Origin of the sequence: Flavobacterium aquariorum, assembly GCF_003254745.1 — a bacterium.
In the GTDB taxonomy this organism is placed as follows: Bacteria; Bacteroidota; Bacteroidia; order Flavobacteriales; family Flavobacteriaceae; genus Flavobacterium; species Flavobacterium aquariorum.
Map to the genome: position 1 here is coordinate 256,762 of NZ_QKXH01000004.1, position 17,181 is coordinate 273,942.

Annotated in this window: 16 protein-coding genes; 5 read left to right on the forward strand and 11 right to left on the reverse strand. The window is 34.7% G+C overall.

Going from position 1 to position 17,181, the window contains the following annotated elements; translation table 11 throughout:
• Positions 1 to 73: 73 nt before the first annotated feature.
• The gene (locus DOS84_RS08365; RefSeq protein WP_111409754.1) at positions 74 to 940 is read right to left on the reverse strand and encodes a DMT family transporter; all 867 of its coding nucleotides are present in this window, start codon (positions 938 to 940) and stop codon (positions 74 to 76) included.
• Between the two features lie 109 nt (positions 941 to 1,049).
• On the opposite strand from DOS84_RS08365, the gene DOS84_RS08370 reads away from it, so the two are divergent.
• The gene (locus tag DOS84_RS08370; protein WP_111409667.1) at positions 1,050 to 1,430 is read left to right on the forward strand and encodes a heavy-metal-associated domain-containing protein; all 381 of its coding nucleotides are present in this window, start codon (positions 1,050 to 1,052) and stop codon (positions 1,428 to 1,430) included.
• Positions 1,431 to 1,495: 65 nt separating this feature from the next.
• On the opposite strand, the gene DOS84_RS08375 is transcribed toward DOS84_RS08370, so the two are convergent.
• From DOS84_RS08375 to mutY, 7 genes are all read right to left on the reverse strand, one after another.
• A complete protein-coding gene (locus DOS84_RS08375) occupies positions 1,496 to 1,888 on the reverse strand; it encodes a hypothetical protein (RefSeq protein ID WP_124020625.1) in 393 nt (130 codons plus the stop codon).
• Positions 1,889 to 2,119: 231 nt separating this feature from the next.
• The gene (gldD, locus tag DOS84_RS08380) at positions 2,120 to 2,683 is read right to left on the reverse strand and encodes a gliding motility lipoprotein GldD (protein WP_111409669.1); all 564 of its coding nucleotides are present in this window, start codon (positions 2,681 to 2,683) and stop codon (positions 2,120 to 2,122) included.
• Positions 2,684 to 2,690: 7 nt separating this feature from the next.
• On the reverse strand, positions 2,691 to 3,986 hold the full coding sequence (locus DOS84_RS08385) for a gliding motility-associated protein GldE (protein ID WP_111409670.1): 1,296 nt from the start codon (positions 3,984 to 3,986) through the stop codon (positions 2,691 to 2,693).
• Positions 3,987 to 4,009: 23 nt separating this feature from the next.
• Positions 4,010 to 4,450, reverse strand: a complete 441-nt coding sequence (locus DOS84_RS08390; protein ID WP_111409671.1) for a single-stranded DNA-binding protein — start codon at positions 4,448 to 4,450, stop codon at positions 4,010 to 4,012.
• A 109-nt stretch (positions 4,451 to 4,559) separates the two neighbouring features.
• The gene (locus DOS84_RS08395; protein ID WP_111409672.1) at positions 4,560 to 5,735 is read right to left on the reverse strand and encodes a hypothetical protein; all 1,176 of its coding nucleotides are present in this window, start codon (positions 5,733 to 5,735) and stop codon (positions 4,560 to 4,562) included.
• A gap of 37 nt (positions 5,736 to 5,772) precedes the next feature.
• Positions 5,773 to 6,594, reverse strand: coding sequence for a tetratricopeptide repeat protein (locus tag DOS84_RS08400; RefSeq protein ID WP_111409673.1), 822 nt, complete (start codon positions 6,592 to 6,594; stop codon positions 5,773 to 5,775).
• A gap of 238 nt (positions 6,595 to 6,832) precedes the next feature.
• On the reverse strand, positions 6,833 to 7,870 hold the full coding sequence (gene mutY, locus DOS84_RS08405) for an A/G-specific adenine glycosylase (protein WP_111409674.1): 1,038 nt from the start codon (positions 7,868 to 7,870) through the stop codon (positions 6,833 to 6,835).
• 133 nt (positions 7,871 to 8,003) lie between these two features.
• On the opposite strand from mutY, the gene DOS84_RS08410 reads away from it, so the two are divergent.
• Together DOS84_RS08410 and DOS84_RS08415 are read left to right on the forward strand one after the other, a co-directional pair.
• Positions 8,004 to 8,294 (forward strand): HU family DNA-binding protein, encoded by a 291-nt coding sequence (locus DOS84_RS08410; protein ID WP_035634379.1) that lies wholly within the window; start codon positions 8,004 to 8,006, stop codon positions 8,292 to 8,294.
• 393 nt (positions 8,295 to 8,687) lie between these two features.
• Positions 8,688 to 10,232 (forward strand): Rne/Rng family ribonuclease, encoded by a 1,545-nt coding sequence (locus tag DOS84_RS08415; protein WP_111409675.1) that lies wholly within the window; start codon positions 8,688 to 8,690, stop codon positions 10,230 to 10,232.
• 101 nt (positions 10,233 to 10,333) lie between these two features.
• Here DOS84_RS08415 and DOS84_RS08420 read toward each other — a convergent pair whose 3' ends face one another.
• Both DOS84_RS08420 and DOS84_RS08425 read right to left on the reverse strand, forming a co-directional pair.
• Complete coding sequence (locus DOS84_RS08420) at positions 10,334 to 12,334, reverse strand: insulinase family protein (RefSeq protein ID WP_111409676.1); 2,001 nt, start codon at positions 12,332 to 12,334, stop codon at positions 10,334 to 10,336.
• Between the two features lie 61 nt (positions 12,335 to 12,395).
• A complete protein-coding gene (locus DOS84_RS08425) occupies positions 12,396 to 13,697 on the reverse strand; it encodes a M16 family metallopeptidase (protein ID WP_111409677.1) in 1,302 nt (433 codons plus the stop codon).
• Positions 13,698 to 13,939: 242 nt separating this feature from the next.
• Between DOS84_RS08425 and rplU the strand changes: the two genes are divergently transcribed.
• On the forward strand, positions 13,940 to 14,368 hold the full coding sequence (gene rplU, locus DOS84_RS08430; RefSeq protein ID WP_111409678.1) for a 50S ribosomal protein L21: 429 nt from the start codon (positions 13,940 to 13,942) through the stop codon (positions 14,366 to 14,368).
• A 22-nt stretch (positions 14,369 to 14,390) separates the two neighbouring features.
• The gene (gene rpmA, locus DOS84_RS08435; protein WP_111409679.1) at positions 14,391 to 14,651 is read left to right on the forward strand and encodes a 50S ribosomal protein L27; all 261 of its coding nucleotides are present in this window, start codon (positions 14,391 to 14,393) and stop codon (positions 14,649 to 14,651) included.
• Between the two features lie 141 nt (positions 14,652 to 14,792).
• Here the strand turns inward: rpmA and DOS84_RS08440 are convergent, their stop codons facing one another.
• Positions 14,793 to 17,117 carry a patatin-like phospholipase family protein gene (locus tag DOS84_RS08440; RefSeq protein ID WP_243636337.1) on the reverse strand — a complete coding sequence of 775 codons (2,325 nt, stop codon included), beginning with the start codon at positions 17,115 to 17,117 and terminating at the stop codon, positions 14,793 to 14,795.
• Between the last annotated feature and the right edge of the window lie 64 nt (positions 17,118 to 17,181).

The window sequence follows — 17,181 nt, forward strand, 5'->3', positions numbered from 1 at the left end:
TGCTACTATCCCTCATGCGGTCGTAGCAAGACCATTTATTGGAATCTGAATTCTGCTTTCTGCTATCTCGACACTACTTTTTAGCCGATAAATAAACCCCGACCAAAATGATAAAGGCACCAATGCACTGAACAAATGTCAATACCTCATGGTCGAGCAATCCCCAAAAGAAAGCAACGATAGGAATTAAATAAGTAACCGAGGTTGCAAAAACAGGTGACGAAACCTGAATTAATTTAAAGAAGATAACGTTGGCAATTCCTGTTCCAACCACACCCAAAATTAATATAAACCAAAGGGAATGCTGAACTTTTTCGACATGAACCACATCAAAAAAATTAGAGAAAAACAAAATCCCCAAAGCAGGAAAAAGCAAGATTAAAAAATTTCCGGTCGTAATGCTCAAAGGCGTCAAATCCGATAAATATCTTTTGATTAAATTGACGTTCACAGCATAACATATCGAAGCAATCAAAACAAGAATGGCATAATAGTAATTTTGTTCGGGATGGTTGACAGCTCCGTTAAAAACCAAAAGCATACTTCCTAAAAGTCCAATGATCACTCCCCAAATTTGGCTTCTCCTGAAAGTAATTCCAAAAAAAGAGGCTCCCAAAATCAAGGTGTTCAGCGGTGTCAATGAATTTAAAATGGCTGTAATTGAACTGTCAATTTGGGTCTCGGCTATGGCAAAAAGATAGGCAGGCACAAATGTCCCGAACAGTGACGTCAATGCAATATATTTCCATTGATGATGCGGAATTTTCAACAAACTCTTAAACCCAATTAAAAGCAGAAAAAGTGATGCGAAAATAATGCGCAATGACCCTAATTGAAAAGCGGTTAATCCAATCAACCCTTTTTTTATCAATATAAAAGAACTTCCCCAAATTAAGGATAGAACCGATAAATAAACCCACTTCAACTGCTTTGTCATGATAAACATTGTTTTGATGCAAAATTGTGAAAATTTTAAAAACTTCCACCTCTTTTTTCATTAATTTTGCAACCAATCAGAAGAAACTTAAATCAATTAAAATAATATCATAATGAATTTTACAAAATCAATCGCAATTATAGCGCTTTCGGGATTGCTTTTTGCAAGCTGTAAAGACAATAAAGTTGAAGTAAAAACGGTAACTGTATCAACTGAAGTAGCGGCTCCAAAAGTTAAAAAAGAAATTGCTGCAGCAAATTTGCAAACGGCTAATTTTACCGTTGAAGGAATGACTTGTGCTATAGGTTGTGCCAAAACAATCCAAGAAGAATTAACAGCATTAGACGGTGTGCAAACAGCCAAAGTAGATTTTGACAAAAAACTGGCTACCGTAACTTTTGATAAAACTGTTCAAACTCCAGAAAGCTTAACCAAAGTGGTTCAAGCAACTGGTGACGGAAAAACATACAAGGTTTCGAATATGAAGTCTTAAACGGACTGATTTTCTATAAAAAAAAGCATTCGCCAATGACGAATGCTTTTTTTGTTTAAAAAATTTTAATTTGCTGCGATTACAGGAATCTGCAACTCGTGTTTTACCTTAATGCCATTGCGCTCTGCTGGAATCCATTTTGGACATTTTTTCATAGTCTTCATTAATCGTTTTTCTGACCCCTCCCTTATATCTCCTAAAATCCTTATATCTATTATTCTTCCATCAATATCAATAACAAAGTTGACGCATAATCGATTATGTGATCCTTCAATTTTAGGGACAGGTAGGTCTTTAGCAATAAGCCTATAAAAATTATAAATGCCACCTGGAAATTCGGGTAGTTTATCAACAACTTCTATAGTAGATAAAGTATCATTCGAAACAATTGCATTATCTTGACAGAAAGCAAATTCAAATAAAAAAAACATTATTATCATCAAAGGGTGTTTTTTCATAAAGACTAATTTTGGATTAATCGTTTGTACAGTATTTTACGACAAATGAACAACTAAAACTATTCAATCGCAATACCCACTTTTAATGATATTTCAATAAAAAATAAATCGCATAAAAAAAGCACTCGTCATCGAATGCTTTTTTTATGATCTAATATTAAAATCCTTGTTAATCAGTATAACCTGTGAGTCATTTCGACTTCTGTAAACTATTCCTCTCGAGTATTTTTATTACTTCCAGTTCAAAGTTTCCATCAAACGCTGCATATCGTTTTTGATATAACTGGCCGCTGGCATAATGGAATCAAAATTGGGTTTGGCATAAAAATAAACAGAACCCGTAACAAAATGCTTGATACTGTCAGTGGCATAAAACTGGGAATTGGTAGCCGCATTTCCATCGACCTGATAAAACATTCCGTACACTTTTTTATCTGGGTTTAGATAAGGTTGTTCCAAGATGTCATCCGCTTTGATGACATGCTCGTATGTTAATTTTTGTGCATCCTTAAGCAGCTTTTTTATGTTGTTATTTACAGGTTTATAGGTCAGATAAATAGTGGCTTTCATTTTTGGATATGTGATAGAATATCCACAATCCTTGTCTTCTTTGATAATTGCTTTGGAATTCATATCAAATTCAAATGGGCAATGCCCTTTAAGGGTAACATATTCTGCTTCGGGATAATCCAATCTTAAATAACTGGCTGGTTTAGGCAAAACATCATTCTTACATCCAACTACAGTATAAAAGAATGTAAAAAGTAGCGCTATAGCTGTAATTTTTTTAAGCATTTTAATTTTATTCAATCGTTACTTTAATTTGTTTGATGCGTTTTTGGTCCGCGGATTCGATGACAAACGTACAGTTTTCAAAAACTATTTTGTGCCCCTTTTTAGGGAAATTGCCTAAAATTTCAAGAATAAATCCTGCCAAGGTTTCTGCTTCCCCTTTTTTTTCTTCAAATAAATCTTCATCCACATCAATAATCCTATAGAAATCTTTCAGGTTTATTTTGCCCTCAAAAATATAATTTTTATCATCAATTTTAGAAAAATTAACGGGTGCATCATCATATTCATCACTGATTTCTCCAACTATTTCTTCAATAACGTCCTCTAACGAAACCAATCCTGATGTTCCTCCATATTCATCGACCACAATGGCCAAATGGCTTTTCAAACTTTGAAAATCTTTGAGCAAATTGTCCAATTTTTTATTTTCGGGAACAAAGAAGGGCTCTCTTAATAAAGTGGTCCAGTCAAATTCCATATTATTGATATATGGAAGTAAATCTTTGACAAACAAAACGCCTTCAATCTGATCAATATTGTCTCGATATACAGGAATCCTGGAGAATCCTTTTTCTATGATTTTTGGGTAAATTACAGCAAAAGACTCTGTGATTTCTAAAGCAAAAATATCTATTCTTGGACTCATTACCTGCTTGGTGTCTGTATTTCCAAAAGACACAATTCCTTCCAATATTTTTTGTTCTTCGGTTGAAGTTTCACCAGTATCAGTCAGTTCCAAAGCTTGAGATAATTGGTCTATCGAGAAATTTGATTTTTGTTTCCCCAATTTATTCTGTAAATACAGGGTTATAGAGCGCATTGGAATGCTCACCGGAGACAATATCTTATCCAATCCAGCAACGGGATAAGCAATTAATTGGGCGAACTTTATATTGTTTCTGCTAGCATATACTTTTGGCAAAACTTCACCAAAAAGCAATAATAGAAAAGTTACCAAAATCACTTCGGTTATGAATTTTAAAACAGGGGAGTGTATCGCAGCAAAAACGTCTTTTCCAACGAAAGAAAACAGAATAACAACAGCTATGTTAATGAAATTGTTGGCTACGAGTAATGTAGCCAAGAGTTTTTTTGGTTTTTCCAAAAGATGGGCTATTATTTTTCCTTTGGAGTTGTTTTCCTGAATGGAATCATCTAAATCTTTTTGCGATAAGGAGAATAATGCCACTTCGGCGCCTGAAACTATTGCGGAGCAAAACAGCAAAATAATAATTCCGATTAAACCGAATATTAAGGTAAGGTCAACTTGAGAGGCTATCTCAAAACTGGGCTCTGGGTCCAAATTCTTATAAATTAGTTAAACAATTAAAACGGCAAGTCATTGATAGGCAAGTCGTTATTTTGAGTGTCAAAGTTAGTGTTTTTTGTGGATTCAGAAGAATTTAATGTCTTATTGCTTTCTGCATCTTTTTTCGTATTCAAAAAAACAAACTCGGTTACCTGAATTTCCATTGTATGTTTTGTAGAGCCATCTTCAGCTTGCCATTGTCTTGACTTTATTCTACCCTCTACGTAAATCTTATCTCCTTTCGAAAGGTATTTTTCGCAAATTTCGGCTGCTTTGTTACGGACTACTAGATTGTGCCATTCGGTAGAAGTGATTTTTTCATTCGTTGTTTTGTTGACATATACTTCATTTGTAGCCAACTGAAATCTTCCGATGCAGTTTCCTCCGTCAAAATAATGCATTTTGACATCGTCGCCAAGATGGCCTATAAGCATCACTTTATTTAATGTTCCGTTCATGATTTGGTGGTATTTCTATCAAAGGTACATTATTTTTTGAAAACTATTTTTATTGGATTCTTATAAATAATTGTGTCGATTCAGCATCACGAACCCCAAATTAATTTTACTACTTTCCACTTTTTTTAATCAAAGTCCAAATGTTTTCATTAAAGTTACTTCTATTGATTCCTGTTAATTTCTCAAGTACCTTGAAATAATTGTCATTACTTTTTTCATATTTACCACAACTAAGTAGTTCAATAACGGCAGGAAAGCCTTTTTCTTTTTCGATTTTTTCAACGATTAAAGCGTTAATCAAATAGCTTACGATTAGGTGTTTTTCTTTGCTTTCGCCAAAATTATAATACCCATCATACAAACTCAGCCAATCTGATTTTGGATTATTGGCTACTTTTTCTTTGAATGTTTTTAGGATTAGTGGCCAAGTGATACCCCAACTTCCTCCGTAAAGGTAAGCACAACCCTCGTCAACTGGTTTGTTGATTGTGTTTTTTGGAATAGCATTTCTGGTTCTTTCGTGCCATAAATCGTGCGGGTCAAAACTATTGAAACTCGCATTGTAAGTTCCATTGACTAACAAAGTGGTTTTGTTTTCATTTGCATTAAAAGTGCTAACGGAACGTCCATTATATTCTAATTTGTACAGAACGCCAATATTTTTCAACAATTCCGGCATATCATTGCAACCGTACCAAACGATATTGTCCTGCTGGGAATTTAGTTTTTTGTCAAACACTGCGACATCTTTTACATACTCAGTGGCGACTTTGGTGTTCAATTCTTTTTTGAAATGAAAGGTAGTATTTCCTGTTTTTTTGGTTTGCCAGGAAAGGGTGTTGCGTTGTAAAGGTGATAAGAAATAGAATTTGCCGTCTATATATTTGGCTAGAATTTCAAAACTGGCGTTCAAAATTGGCGTGTTTTCATTTATACCTATATATGAAATCTGAATTATGAAATTGCTTTTGTCGATTTGCACGACGTTGGATAAATAACCTTTATAGAAATTATCATCTTTGGATTTGACACTTTTCTCAATTCCTTTCATTTCGTCTAGAAGGATGGAGGTTTCCAGTAAATCTTCGTTCAGGACAAAAGTATTTTCTTTGTTAGGGCTTTCTTTTTGACTCAAAAAGCCATTTAAGGATTTTAGAAGATGATTGGCTATCAAAGTATCTTTTGGCAAAATAACATTTGCAGGAACAATTAAGGGATTGATTTGTGCAAAAGATAGAGCAGTAATAAAGAGTAATCCGATTAGTAAGAATTGTTTTGATTTCATATTATTATTTGATATTGATATTGAACTTAACATTGTTTTACGACTTCCATCGTACTTGATAAGGATAGGTTTCATAAATTACATTATCCTCATTAATAGTATAACCTGATTTTCCGTCTTGTTTTGCTTCTTCTAATATCTTTTTGGCTTCTTCTTTTTTATTCAATCGAGCTAAGCAAATCGCTTTATAGTATTTAGCATCCGATAAATTGGGATACAATTTTAGCGCTTTATCAAAAACAACAATTGCTTCTTCCCATTTTTTTAGTTCATATTTTGAAACTCCATAATAAAACAAAGCGGTAGGATGTTCTAATCCTTGTCGGTTTTTAAAAATATCATCATTGTATTCTCCAAAAAGTTTCTCTGCTTTAGCATATTCATTGAGTTGCAAATAACACAAGCCAATATAAAAATTGTAGGTATGATCCATCACATAGCTATTCCCGAATTTCTTGATGCAATCCTCAAAATCTGAAATGGACTCCTTATACGTTTTAGCAAAAATACATTTGATAAAAGCCCTATATGACTGATGTTTTTCCGGATTTAATTGTACCGCTTTGTCTAAATAAACCATTCCAATTTCGTATTTCCTAGCTTTAAAATACGGCATTGCTTTTTGTTGCCATAAATAGGAGATTGTACTGTCTTTTTTTATTCCCGCGTCAAGACATTGTTGCCACTCAAACATTTGAGAATTATAACTGTATTTTTCGGCACAATTGGTAACGAATTCCTCTATTATGGCTTCTTGATTTTTCTTAATTGTTTCGGAATTTGTTTGTGCAAATGTTAGTAATCCGCAATGCAGACTTAGTAAAAGAATAATTTTTTTCAAAGTGAAGATTTTTTTCATGTTTGAAAGATAGAAATATCCTACTTAACAGTCAAAACGGTTTAATGTATATTTAACATTATTCGACTAAACATCTCGTTTTACGGCTTGGGTAAGGGATAGCAGCTAGCTACCGAAGTAGCGCGTATAGCCCGACGCTATAAAACAATGGGGCCGAATACACGTTCCTAAAAGTAGGCCCCGTTGTTTTATAGGGTTACCCCACACGAGCCTTAGCGAACTGACGAAATAAATGATTTTATAGTTTCTCCTCTATAAAATTATGAATCACTATTGGGAACGGAAATGTTTTGGCTGTTTCGAGGTCGATTCCGTTTTCGATTGTGCCTTTTAAATTTGCTTTCCAAAACTTGATATGCAAGTGTTGGTGCGAGAGTTTGTGAATAATGCTTTCTTCATTGAATTCTAATAGACTCTCGATTTTGTTTTCTTGGAAAAATTGCTGATTGATTTGCTGAGCCATGGTTTCGAAATCTTCGACTTTGTCGGTTTCGATCAAAGGGAACTCATATAGATTATGCCAAATCCCTTTGGCTGTGCGTTTCTGGATGATTGTGTTTTCCAAATCATCGACGGCTACTATATAATTAAAGTAGCGGTTTCGGACTTTGGTCTTCTTGGACTTTACTGGTAACTGGTCCACTTTCTTTTTTTGTAGAGCGGCACAGCTGTTATTAAAGACACATTCAAAACAATTTGGACTTTTTGGGATGCATTGCAGGGCGCCAAATTCCATTATCGCCTGATTGAATTGAGCCGGATTATCTTTTGGCATTAGTTCGAAAGCCAATGCAGCGAACTCTTTTTTTGCAGAAGGCTGCGCAATGTCGGTTTCCAGGTCAAAATAACGTGAAAGAACCCGGAACACATTTCCGTCAACCACTGGAACACATTCATTATAGGAGAAGGACGCAATTGCGGCAGCGGTATATTCGCCAATTCCTTTAAGTTTTAACAAGTCGGCATAATTGTCCGGAAAGATGCCGTTCATTTCAAAAGCGACAGTTTGGGCGGTCTTGTGCAGATTTCGGGCACGGGAATAATACCCTAATCCTTGCCAAAGTTTTAGGACTTGTTCTTCATTGGCATTTGCCAAATCAAATACAGTCGGAAAAGCCGCAGTAAATGATAGAAAATAAGGTGTTCCTTGAGCCACTCTTGTTTGTTGAAGCATGATTTCGGAGAGCCAAATCGGGTAAGGATTGGTTGTTTTTCGCCATGGTAAATCGCGCTTGTTTTGTAAGTACCACTTAATTAATGTGTTATGAAATTTCATTATAAAAAATTTGAAAACAAAAGTAATTGTTTATGTAATTAAAATTTAACGAATTAGGTTGATTTATTGTTTTTTAAATTCATATATTTGCAAACTCAAAAAAATTATTACAACATAATAAAAAGGAAAGAAAATGACGAAAGCAGATATCGTAGCGAAGATTTCAGAAAAATTAGGTCTTGAAAAAGGGGATGTGCAAGCAACCGTAGAGACTTTTATGAACGAAGTAAAAAACTCACTTGAAACTGGTGACAATGTTTACCTAAGAGGTTTCGGTAGTTTTATCGTTAAAACAAGAGCTGAAAAAACTGGAAGAAATATTTCCAAAAATACCACTATCAAAATTCCAGCACACAACATTCCTGCATTCAAACCTGCGAAAGTTTTTGTTGAAGGTGTAAAAGTGAACAACGAAGCAAAATAACACTATTAATTAATCATAAAATCTATTAGATATGCCAAGTGGTAAAAAAAGAAAGAGACATAAGGTAGCGACGCACAAACGTAAAAAAAGAGCGAGAGCTAACCGTCACAAAAAGAAAAAGTAGTTTTAAACTACTTTTTTCTTTTTTAAGTTCATTGAAATTTGGGAAAACAGTACGCAGAATTCAGTTATCAGGCGGCAGTTTAAAACTGCAATCTAAAATCTTAAATCTGCATTCTAAAAAATCCCTCCCGGGTACAATACCTGTTAAATTATTGTTTAATCCATCCTTACAATTCAGTTGTGAGTTATGAGTTATGAGTTATGAGTATTTTTAAACTTTAAACTTTAAACTTTTAAACTTTAACTAAAAGTTTGGATAAAAATTTACAAATGAATAAAGAATTAATCATTCGATCTAGTTCTGATTTCGTAGATTTTGCCTTATTAAAAGATGGAAAACTAATTGAATTACACAAGGAAGAAGAGAAAAGCAACTTTCAAGTAGGTGATATTTTTATTGCCAAAATAAGAAAACCAGTTGCTGGACTTAATGCTGCTTTTGTAAACGTAGGCTTCGAAAAAGATGCCTTTTTACATTATCATGATTTAGGTCCTAACTTAGCTTCCCAGCTGAAATTCATAAAACTTGTAAGCGCAGGTAAAATAAAAGATTTCTCCCTAAAAAACTTTCAGTTTGAAAAAGAGATAGACAAGAATGGTACAATTACAGATGTAATCAGTGCCAATCAATCTGTTTTGGTACAAGTTGTCAAAGAACCAATATCGACCAAAGGGCCAAGGATAAGCGCAGAGCTTTCCCTAGCCGGAAGATTTATTGTTTTGGTTCCGTTTTCTGACCGAGTTTCTATTTCACAAAAAATAGAAGACAAAAAAGAAAAGGAACGTTTGAAACGCCTTGTACAATCAGTCAAACCAAAAGGATTTGGCGTTATTGTTCGCACAGTAGCCGAAGGCAAAAGCACAGTAGAATTAGAAAAAGATTTGCAGAACCTGCTTAGCAGATGGACTGCAATGTGTAAAAAATTACCAACTGCTCATCATCCCTCCAAAGTATTAGGAGAACTCAACAGGGCTTCTTCAATATTAAGAGATGTATTTAATGATACTTTTAGTAGTATTCAGATTGATGATGAAGAGTTGTACAACCAAACAAAGGATTACCTGCAGGAAATTGCACCATCCAAACAATCAATTGTTAAGTTCTATCAGTCCAAAGACACACCGATTTTTGAGAAATACAATATAGAGAGACAAATCAAGACTTCATTTGGGAAAACTGTTTCCATGAGTAAAGGGGCTTACCTTATTATAGAACACACAGAAGCTTTACACGTTATTGACGTAAATAGTGGAAACCGTTCAAATAAAGCTACCAACCAAGAGGACACAGCTATGGAAGTCAATATGATTGCAGCCGCCGAAATAGCGAGACAATTACGTCTTCGTGATATGGGCGGAATCATAGTAGTTGATTTTATCGATATGTCTAATCCAGAAAATCGTAAAGTCTTGTTCGACTTCTTGAGAGAAGAAATGAGCGATGATAAAGCGAAACATAAGATCTTGCCACCGAGTAAATTTGGGCTAGTCCAAATTACCAGACAACGCGTAAGACCAGAAGTTAATATCAAGACTAGAGAAGAAGACCCCAATAATGAACATGGCGAAATAGAAGCGCCAATTTTAATCATTGACAGAATTGCTTCTGATCTAGAAAGAATTTTAAAAACCCATAATAAAGTTGTGCTTAATGTACATCCATTTGTGGCTGCATACCTCAGTAAAGGTTTTCCATCATTGCGTTCAAGATGGTTTTTTGAACACAAAAAATGGGTAAAAATCATACCACGTGACGCTTACACGTATTTAGAATATCATTTTTACGATAAAAAGGGAAATGTTATTAAGGAATAAAAACAAAAAACCGCCTTTCGTCAGATTGGCGGTTTTTTTGTGCCTTATTCTAAAAAAAGACTGCCGATTAAGAAAGTCTTTTGGGTTGGAAATTTTTTAAATTATTGAAAATCGATATCGTTTACATCTTCGTTGATTTTGATTTCAGATATTTTAATATCCAGTTCAATGCCTATATTTTGGATGATGTTAAAAGGGATTTTTACGTTTTTTACTTCTTTATAATTGTTGAAGTTAGTAGTGGCAATAATTGTTTCTTTATCCTGATCAATTATTTTAGATTCCGCTAGTTTTAGTCCTGTTTTGGTGTCATAAAAATAGGTGTTTTTTCCATTTTGGATGGCATATGTGTCGCTTCCATTGATGGTTTCAATTCGTTCGATTGTCGACTCAGTTTTCTTTAATAAAAGAATTTCTTCAAAAGGAGTTGCTGATGCTTGCATTTCGGCCAGCTCATCTCCTTCGAAATCTTTCCGTTGTCCTTGTTCAATAACGTAAGCTCCTTTTGGAGTGATAACCTGTTTCATCATACTTATGCCTTCCATTGAAATTTCTACTAAAGAATTTCCCTTAATGTCAATTTTTGAAGTATACGTTAAAGGTGATGGAGCTTGCGGAATAGATGCTGATCCAGTCATTGCAATTGATTTTATTGCTTCAACTGCTTTTTTGCCTCCAATTGCTTTGATGTAATGTTCAAGTACATTTTTGGCAGTGATCCCTGGTGGGATTTCTTTGTTTAAAATCGGTCCTTCTAAAGGGTTTCCATATTTGTCAAAATAGGACATCGGGATTTTTAGTTTTTCCAATCTTGGAGCAATCTCAGATCCTTTGCCTGCAATCACAATTCGCATATTATCTATTAAGAAATATTTGTTGGCTACACGCAGTACATCATCGACCGTTACAGCGTTGATAGTTTGTATGTATTTCTCGTAAAAATCGGCTGGGAGTTTTTCTGTCTCTATGTTTAAAGCGTATCGAGCAACAGCTTGGGGCTTTTCTACCTGCATTACAAATCTTCCAATGTAGCCAGCTTTAACAGTTGCAAGTGCTTCTTCGGTAACTTTGTCGGTACGAATTCGTTTTATTTCTTTGATGAATTCTACTACTGCGCTATGTGTGACGGCATTTCTTACTGCAGATTTAGCGAAAAACTTGGAAGCGTATTTGCTTGCGCCAATGCTTGATCTTGCGCCATAAGTCCAAGCGTGTTCTTCGCGTAAATTCATATTTAAATAACTGTTGAAATCTCCTCCCAGAATTTGATTGGCAATTACGGCAGGAAAAAAATCAGAATCTCCCATTTTTAAATTTACGGTGTTCACCAATGTAATTTCGGACTGGACGGCATTGGGTACATCTATTAAGTTGATTTGTAGATTTGATGCGTTTACTGGGATGTTATATGGTGTTTTTGGAATGCTTTTTTTCTCCCAATTACCAAATAATTTTTCTACAACTATTTTTACACTATCGTATTTAACATCACCAACAATTACTAAATAGGCATTTTCGGGAACGAAATAGGTTTTGTAATTTGTTTCTACATCGGCTAGAGTTATGTTATTTAAGGTTTCTTCGGTCATAAATTCACCGGAATGATGGTTTTTTCCGAAAGCCAAAACATCTACAACGCGGCTGGCAATTGCGGGAACACTTTTTTCTTCGGCTTTCATCCCTTCGATTAATTTGGCCTTTTCTTTGTCAAAATCCTCTTGTGTGAAATTTGGGTGTAAGACACCTTCTGCCATTAATTCAAGGATTCTTCCGCTGTATTTAGAAAGTGAATTTGCTGTAGCTCCATGGGAACTGAAATTGATATCAACTCCCCAAAAATCGATTTCCTCATTGAAAGCAGATTTTGATGTTTTTTTGCTACCGTTGCCAATTAAGTTGCTGGTTAATTCATCGACTCCTTTTTTATCGCCTTCAAGAAAGGGAGCGTTGTCTAAGCTTAGGTTGAAGGTTACTCTGGGTAATTTATGGTTTTCTACTACCAATACTTTCATGCCGTTGGCCAAAACAAAGGTTTGCGGTTTTTTGATATTGATTATAGGTGATTTTCCGGGTTTGGGTTGCGTGCGATCTTTTGCTTGCATAATTCCTGTTACTAATGAAAGGATGAATATTGTACTTGTTTTTTTTATGATATCGGCTCCTTTAATTAATTGGTTTTGCCGGTATGTAATCCAAAAGTAAGCGTTGATTTGGATTTAGGTATTTATTGGCAACCGCTCTAATTTCTTCTCGTGTGATAGAATGATACAGTTCGATTTCTGTGTTGATTAGGTTAATATCTTTGTAAAGTAGGTAATATGATGCTAAATTATTGGCGATTCCTTCTATGGTTGCATTAGTATTTACGAAGGTGTTGTCAAATTTGTTTTGTAATTTTTCATAATCTTTTTCAGAAATCAAATCCGTTTGGATTTTTACAATTTCTTGGTCAATTTCTTTAAGTAAGTCTGTGGTGGTGAAGTTGGTCATCGGTAATCCATATATTATGTACATGCCATAATCTTCTTGGCTAAAGCCAACAGCTCCGATTTGTAGTGCCATCTTTTTATCGTCTACCACTTTTTTGTATAATTTAGAACTTTTGCCATCACTTAAATAAGATGAAATTAGGTCCAATACTCGAGCATCTCTGCTTTTCATGGATGGAGTGCGGTAACTTGCAACCAACATCGGGATTTGAATGTTTGGATCTTCGTAAGTGGCTTTTATAGTCTGTGTGATTGGATCTTCTAAAAAAGTTTTTTTTGGAAGAACTTTTCCTTTAGGGATCGGTCCAAAATATTTTTGAATCCATTCTTTTGCTTGTTTTTTTTCAAAATCACCAGCCACTACCAAAACAGCATTATTCGGTAAATAGAATTTTTTGTTGAATGATTGGAACTCTTCTAGTGTTGCAGCATCTATATGTTCCATAGAGCCGATGGTTGTCCATCGGTAAGGATGATTTTTGAACATGTTTTCTTTTACTGCCGCAAGGATGTTTCCGTAAGGTCTGTTGTCGTAGCTGGTTCTTTTTTCTTCTTTTACGACTTCGTTTTGGGTATCAACCCCAATTTTGTTGATTATAGGATGCATTAATCTTTCGGATTCCATCCAAAGTCCCAATTCTAAATTGTTTGATGGAAATATTTCGTAATAGTAGGTTCTGTCGTCGGTAGTGTTAGCGTTATTTGTTCCTCCGTTTGAAGTTACAATTTTAAACCATTCACCTCTCTTGATATTTTTGGTTCCTTCAAATAATAAGTGTTCGAAAAAGTGTGCGAAACCGGTTCGGTCTGGATTTTCATCTTTGGCACCTACATGATACATTACGGAGGTAATCACGACAGGGGCGGAATCATCATGATGCAAAATAACATGTAAGCCGTTATCTAAATCGTATTCCTCGAAAACTACTTTTTGAGCTGAAGCAACTCCTCCTAACGTTAATACGGTACTCGACATCATTATTTATTTTTAAGGGTAATTGTTTGTGATAGCAAAAATACCTTTTTTTATCCTGTAGAAAGTAGGTAAATTCGGCATTAGGAATATATTAACGTTATTTTGCTTTACATTGGTAACTGATTCAAAAATAGGATACAATAGGTGTCGAAAATGCTATGAAATATTTTTTCAGTAAAGGATTGCAGGGTAAATATTTAATTGTATATTTGCAACCTTAAAAATTATTAAAACAATTCAGTATGTATGCAATCGTAGAGATAGCAGGGCAACAGTTTAAAGTAAGCAAAGACCTAAAGGTTTACGTTCACCGTTTGGCAAATGAAGAAGGATCAAAAGTTTCTTTTGATAAAGTTTATTTGGTAGACGATAACGGTTCAATCACAATAGGCGCCCCAGCTATAGAAGGTGCTTCAGTAGAAGCTAAAGTGTTACAACACTTAAAAGGAGATAAAGTTATCGTTTTCAAAAAGAAAAGAAGAAAAGGATACAAAAAAAGAAATGGTCACAGACAATATCTTTCTCAAATTGTAATTGAAGGTATTACTGTTGGGGGAGCTCCTAAAAAAGCAGCTTCTAAAAAAGTAGCAGTTGAAGCAACTACGGAAGAAGCAGTAGCTCCTAAAGTAAAAAAAGCTCCAAAAGCTAAAAAAGAAGATACACAAGAATAATAACAAAATAAACTAATACGTCATGGCTCACAAGAAAGGTGTCGGTAGTTCCAAGAATGGTAGAGAATCAGAATCAAAACGTTTAGGCGTTAAGATTTTTGGTGGACAAGCTGCTATCGCAGGGAACATCATCGTAAGACAAAGAGGTTCAAAACACAATCCAGGTGAAAACGTTTACATCAGTAAAGATCACACCCTACACGCAAGAGTAGATGGAGTTGTTCAGTTCCAAAAGAAAAGAGATAATAAATCTTATGTTTCTATACTTCCATTCGAAGCATAATCATAAGAATTAAATATTATTGCAAAACCCGTTTCGAAAGAAACGGGTTTTTTGTTTGAGAAACGATTGGATATCTTTCTTTAAGGGAAGATTGCTTGTTGAAATCAATATAAAAGCAGTTACGTCTAATATAAACATTTTTTAATTTGAAGGATTAAAGGAAAATCCAACACTAAAAAACACCCTCACTTTGCCTATATTATTAATCCATGAAGTATCAAAGTGAATCGGTCCCAAAATAGATTGATATGAAAGGGCTGCTCCACCAGAAAGCAAAAGACTGGTTTCTTTACCATTATCCCAATTTCCTTTTGGATTAAATACATCGCCAATATATTCGTTGAAATTGTCAAAGCCAACAGTAGCAATATTAAAATGGGGAGTTAAATAGATTTTACCCGTTGGGTTTATTTGTGCTCCGATTTTAACGCCCATAAACTGAGTGGTATTTATTTCATCCTCATGCAGGCCTGGGAATGTAAATCGATTACTTCCCGGACTTGGCAGAATGCCTCCCAAGAAATATTTCGCGGCATAGCCATAATCAGAAAAAGAGACTTGATTGTCTTTAAGTTTGTCTTGAAAAATAAAATGGGCATCAAATCCGATCATTGCTGTGATTTTCTTTTTAAGTTGTACTCTTTTCTCAAATGCGAATCCTAATTTAGTGAATCCGTTTGTGGAGCCTGAAAAATCAATTAAATTCACATCAGTAAAGTTAATATTTGTGTTGCTTAATAGTGAGCGACTAATGTTTGCTTTTAAAATTGTTCCTTCTGTGGCAAAGAAAACTTTGTCCATGTCATTGTATGAATAGTATGCACTTACTTCTGCATTTTCAAAATTATAATTGTTAAGAGATATTATATTAGGATTTAAATTGGGATCGTTTTTTGGTTTTACTTCAGTGTAAATGTATTTTAAACCAAGTCCGGCATAGCTTTTTAGGGAATTTAAATTCCGGTTCACCTCATTGTTGAATTCGAAAGCATTGTATAGCATATTATCGGCTGATTTCCCATCTATAAAAAGTTCTTGTTTTAAGAATGCCCCATATAGCTCAGATCCCCACCACCAGTTTTTGTTTTTTCCAAAATTTTTCTGAAAATCGATTCGCGCTCTCGGTTGCTCTGCAATATCGGCAGTAACTACAAGGCGAGAAGATTTAGCGAGAATATTTCGGGCAGTATAATTAAGAATCAATCCAACACCTCTATAGGTATCGTAATGCAAGGAAGCGTTCACCAGGTTTTTTGAATATTCAAAACCGTTTAATATTAGTCCTAATCTATCTTTATCATACACGAAATAGCTATAGGTAATTTGGTTAAAAAGATTCGTTCCCATTGCTCTATTGATTCCTTTAATCAAATCTTTGGTGGTATATTTTGCATGTGGCTTTATATTTGTTCGGGCACTTACCAAGGGGATATTTTCTTTGCTGATGTTTTTGTAAACAATGGAGTCAATTAAAAATTCATTGGCGACTTTCGGAAGTTCATGTGTGCGTTGTTTATATCCCTTTAATTTATTGGCTAATGCAGACAAAGCGTCTAAGTTGAGTTTTGTGGCAATTTTACCGTCTTTGTAGATTTCGTTACTTTTATTAAAATCTGCCGTGGAAAACCTTAAGTTGGGCATGTGGTCTACCAAGATGTCACAGAGTTTTCTATTCTCTGGATCTTTGATGTTACTGGGGAACATGCTGGTTTGCATTAGTACAGTTACCAAATTGTTTAATTTGTCTATAGGTTCCATTCCTCCACCAACATCGCTGCCAATTATAATATCAGCTCCCATTTGTTTGGCAATATCAGTTGGAAAATTATTCATTACGCCACCATCGACTAAGAGAGTTTCTTCATATGACATAGGTTTAAAGACTGCGGGTAATGACATGCTCGCCCTCATTGCAAAAGCCAAACTTCCTTTGCTTAAGACAATTTCTTTTCCATGTACCACATCTGTAGCCATTGCTCTAAATGGAATGGGAAGGTTGTCAAAATCTTTGACATTATAAACTGGAAAAGTCAGTTCAGAAAGGTATTCTCTTAAATTTTGATCGTTTAATAAAGAGCTGACGCTAGTTGGTTTTCCGTCTTTTATGCCTATTCCTGCCAAATATCTTTGAAATTCGCTTTTTTCTTCCACGCTTACATTTCTTAACGACAAACTTCCGCCGAGTAATTTGTCCCAATCAATGTTTTGGGTTATGCTTGCTATGCTATCACCAGAATATCCCATTGCATATAAACCTCCGATAACACTTCCCATACTGTTTCCTACAATAAGGTCTGGAACAATGTGTAGAGAATCTAGCGCTTGTAACAGTGGAATGTGTGCAATTCCTTTGGCGCCTCCGCCACTTAATACTAAAACTACCTTTGGTTTTTTTTCTTGAGAAAAAATACTTTGACTAACTATTAAAAAAATAAATAAAAGGAAGAGAGAGATTTTTTTTTTCAAAGTGTTTCGTTTTGTGTTGAAAATTGAGGACATGAAATGTTTTTTACATCCAATTATAGATACT

Coding starts and splice junctions, on each gene's coding strand:
- DOS84_RS08390 (WP_111409671.1), bottom strand. CDS start 4,450: ATGAACGGAACATTAAATAAAGTGATGCTTATAGGCCATCTTGGCGAC.
- mutY (WP_111409674.1), bottom strand. CDS start 7,870: ATGAAATTTCATAACACATTAATTAAGTGGTACTTACAAAACAAGCGC.
- DOS84_RS08395 (WP_111409672.1), bottom strand. CDS start 5,735: ATGAAATCAAAACAATTCTTACTAATCGGATTACTCTTTATTACTGCT.
- DOS84_RS08425 (WP_111409677.1), bottom strand. CDS start 13,697: ATGTCGAGTACCGTATTAACGTTAGGAGGAGTTGCTTCAGCTCAAAAA.
- rpmA (WP_111409679.1), top strand. CDS start 14,391: ATGGCTCACAAGAAAGGTGTCGGTAGTTCCAAGAATGGTAGAGAATCA.
- DOS84_RS08410 (WP_035634379.1), top strand. CDS start 8,004: ATGACGAAAGCAGATATCGTAGCGAAGATTTCAGAAAAATTAGGTCTT.
- DOS84_RS08370 (WP_111409667.1), top strand. CDS start 1,050: ATGAATTTTACAAAATCAATCGCAATTATAGCGCTTTCGGGATTGCTT.
- rplU (WP_111409678.1), top strand. CDS start 13,940: ATGTATGCAATCGTAGAGATAGCAGGGCAACAGTTTAAAGTAAGCAAA.
- gldD (WP_111409669.1), bottom strand. CDS start 2,683: ATGCTTAAAAAAATTACAGCTATAGCGCTACTTTTTACATTCTTTTAT.
- DOS84_RS08375 (WP_124020625.1), bottom strand. CDS start 1,888: ATGAAAAAACACCCTTTGATGATAATAATGTTTTTTTTATTTGAATTT.
- DOS84_RS08420 (WP_111409676.1), bottom strand. CDS start 12,334: ATGCAAGCAAAAGATCGCACGCAACCCAAACCCGGAAAATCACCTATA.
- DOS84_RS08400 (WP_111409673.1), bottom strand. CDS start 6,594: ATGAAAAAAATCTTCACTTTGAAAAAAATTATTCTTTTACTAAGTCTG.
- DOS84_RS08415 (WP_111409675.1), top strand. CDS start 8,688: ATGAATAAAGAATTAATCATTCGATCTAGTTCTGATTTCGTAGATTTT.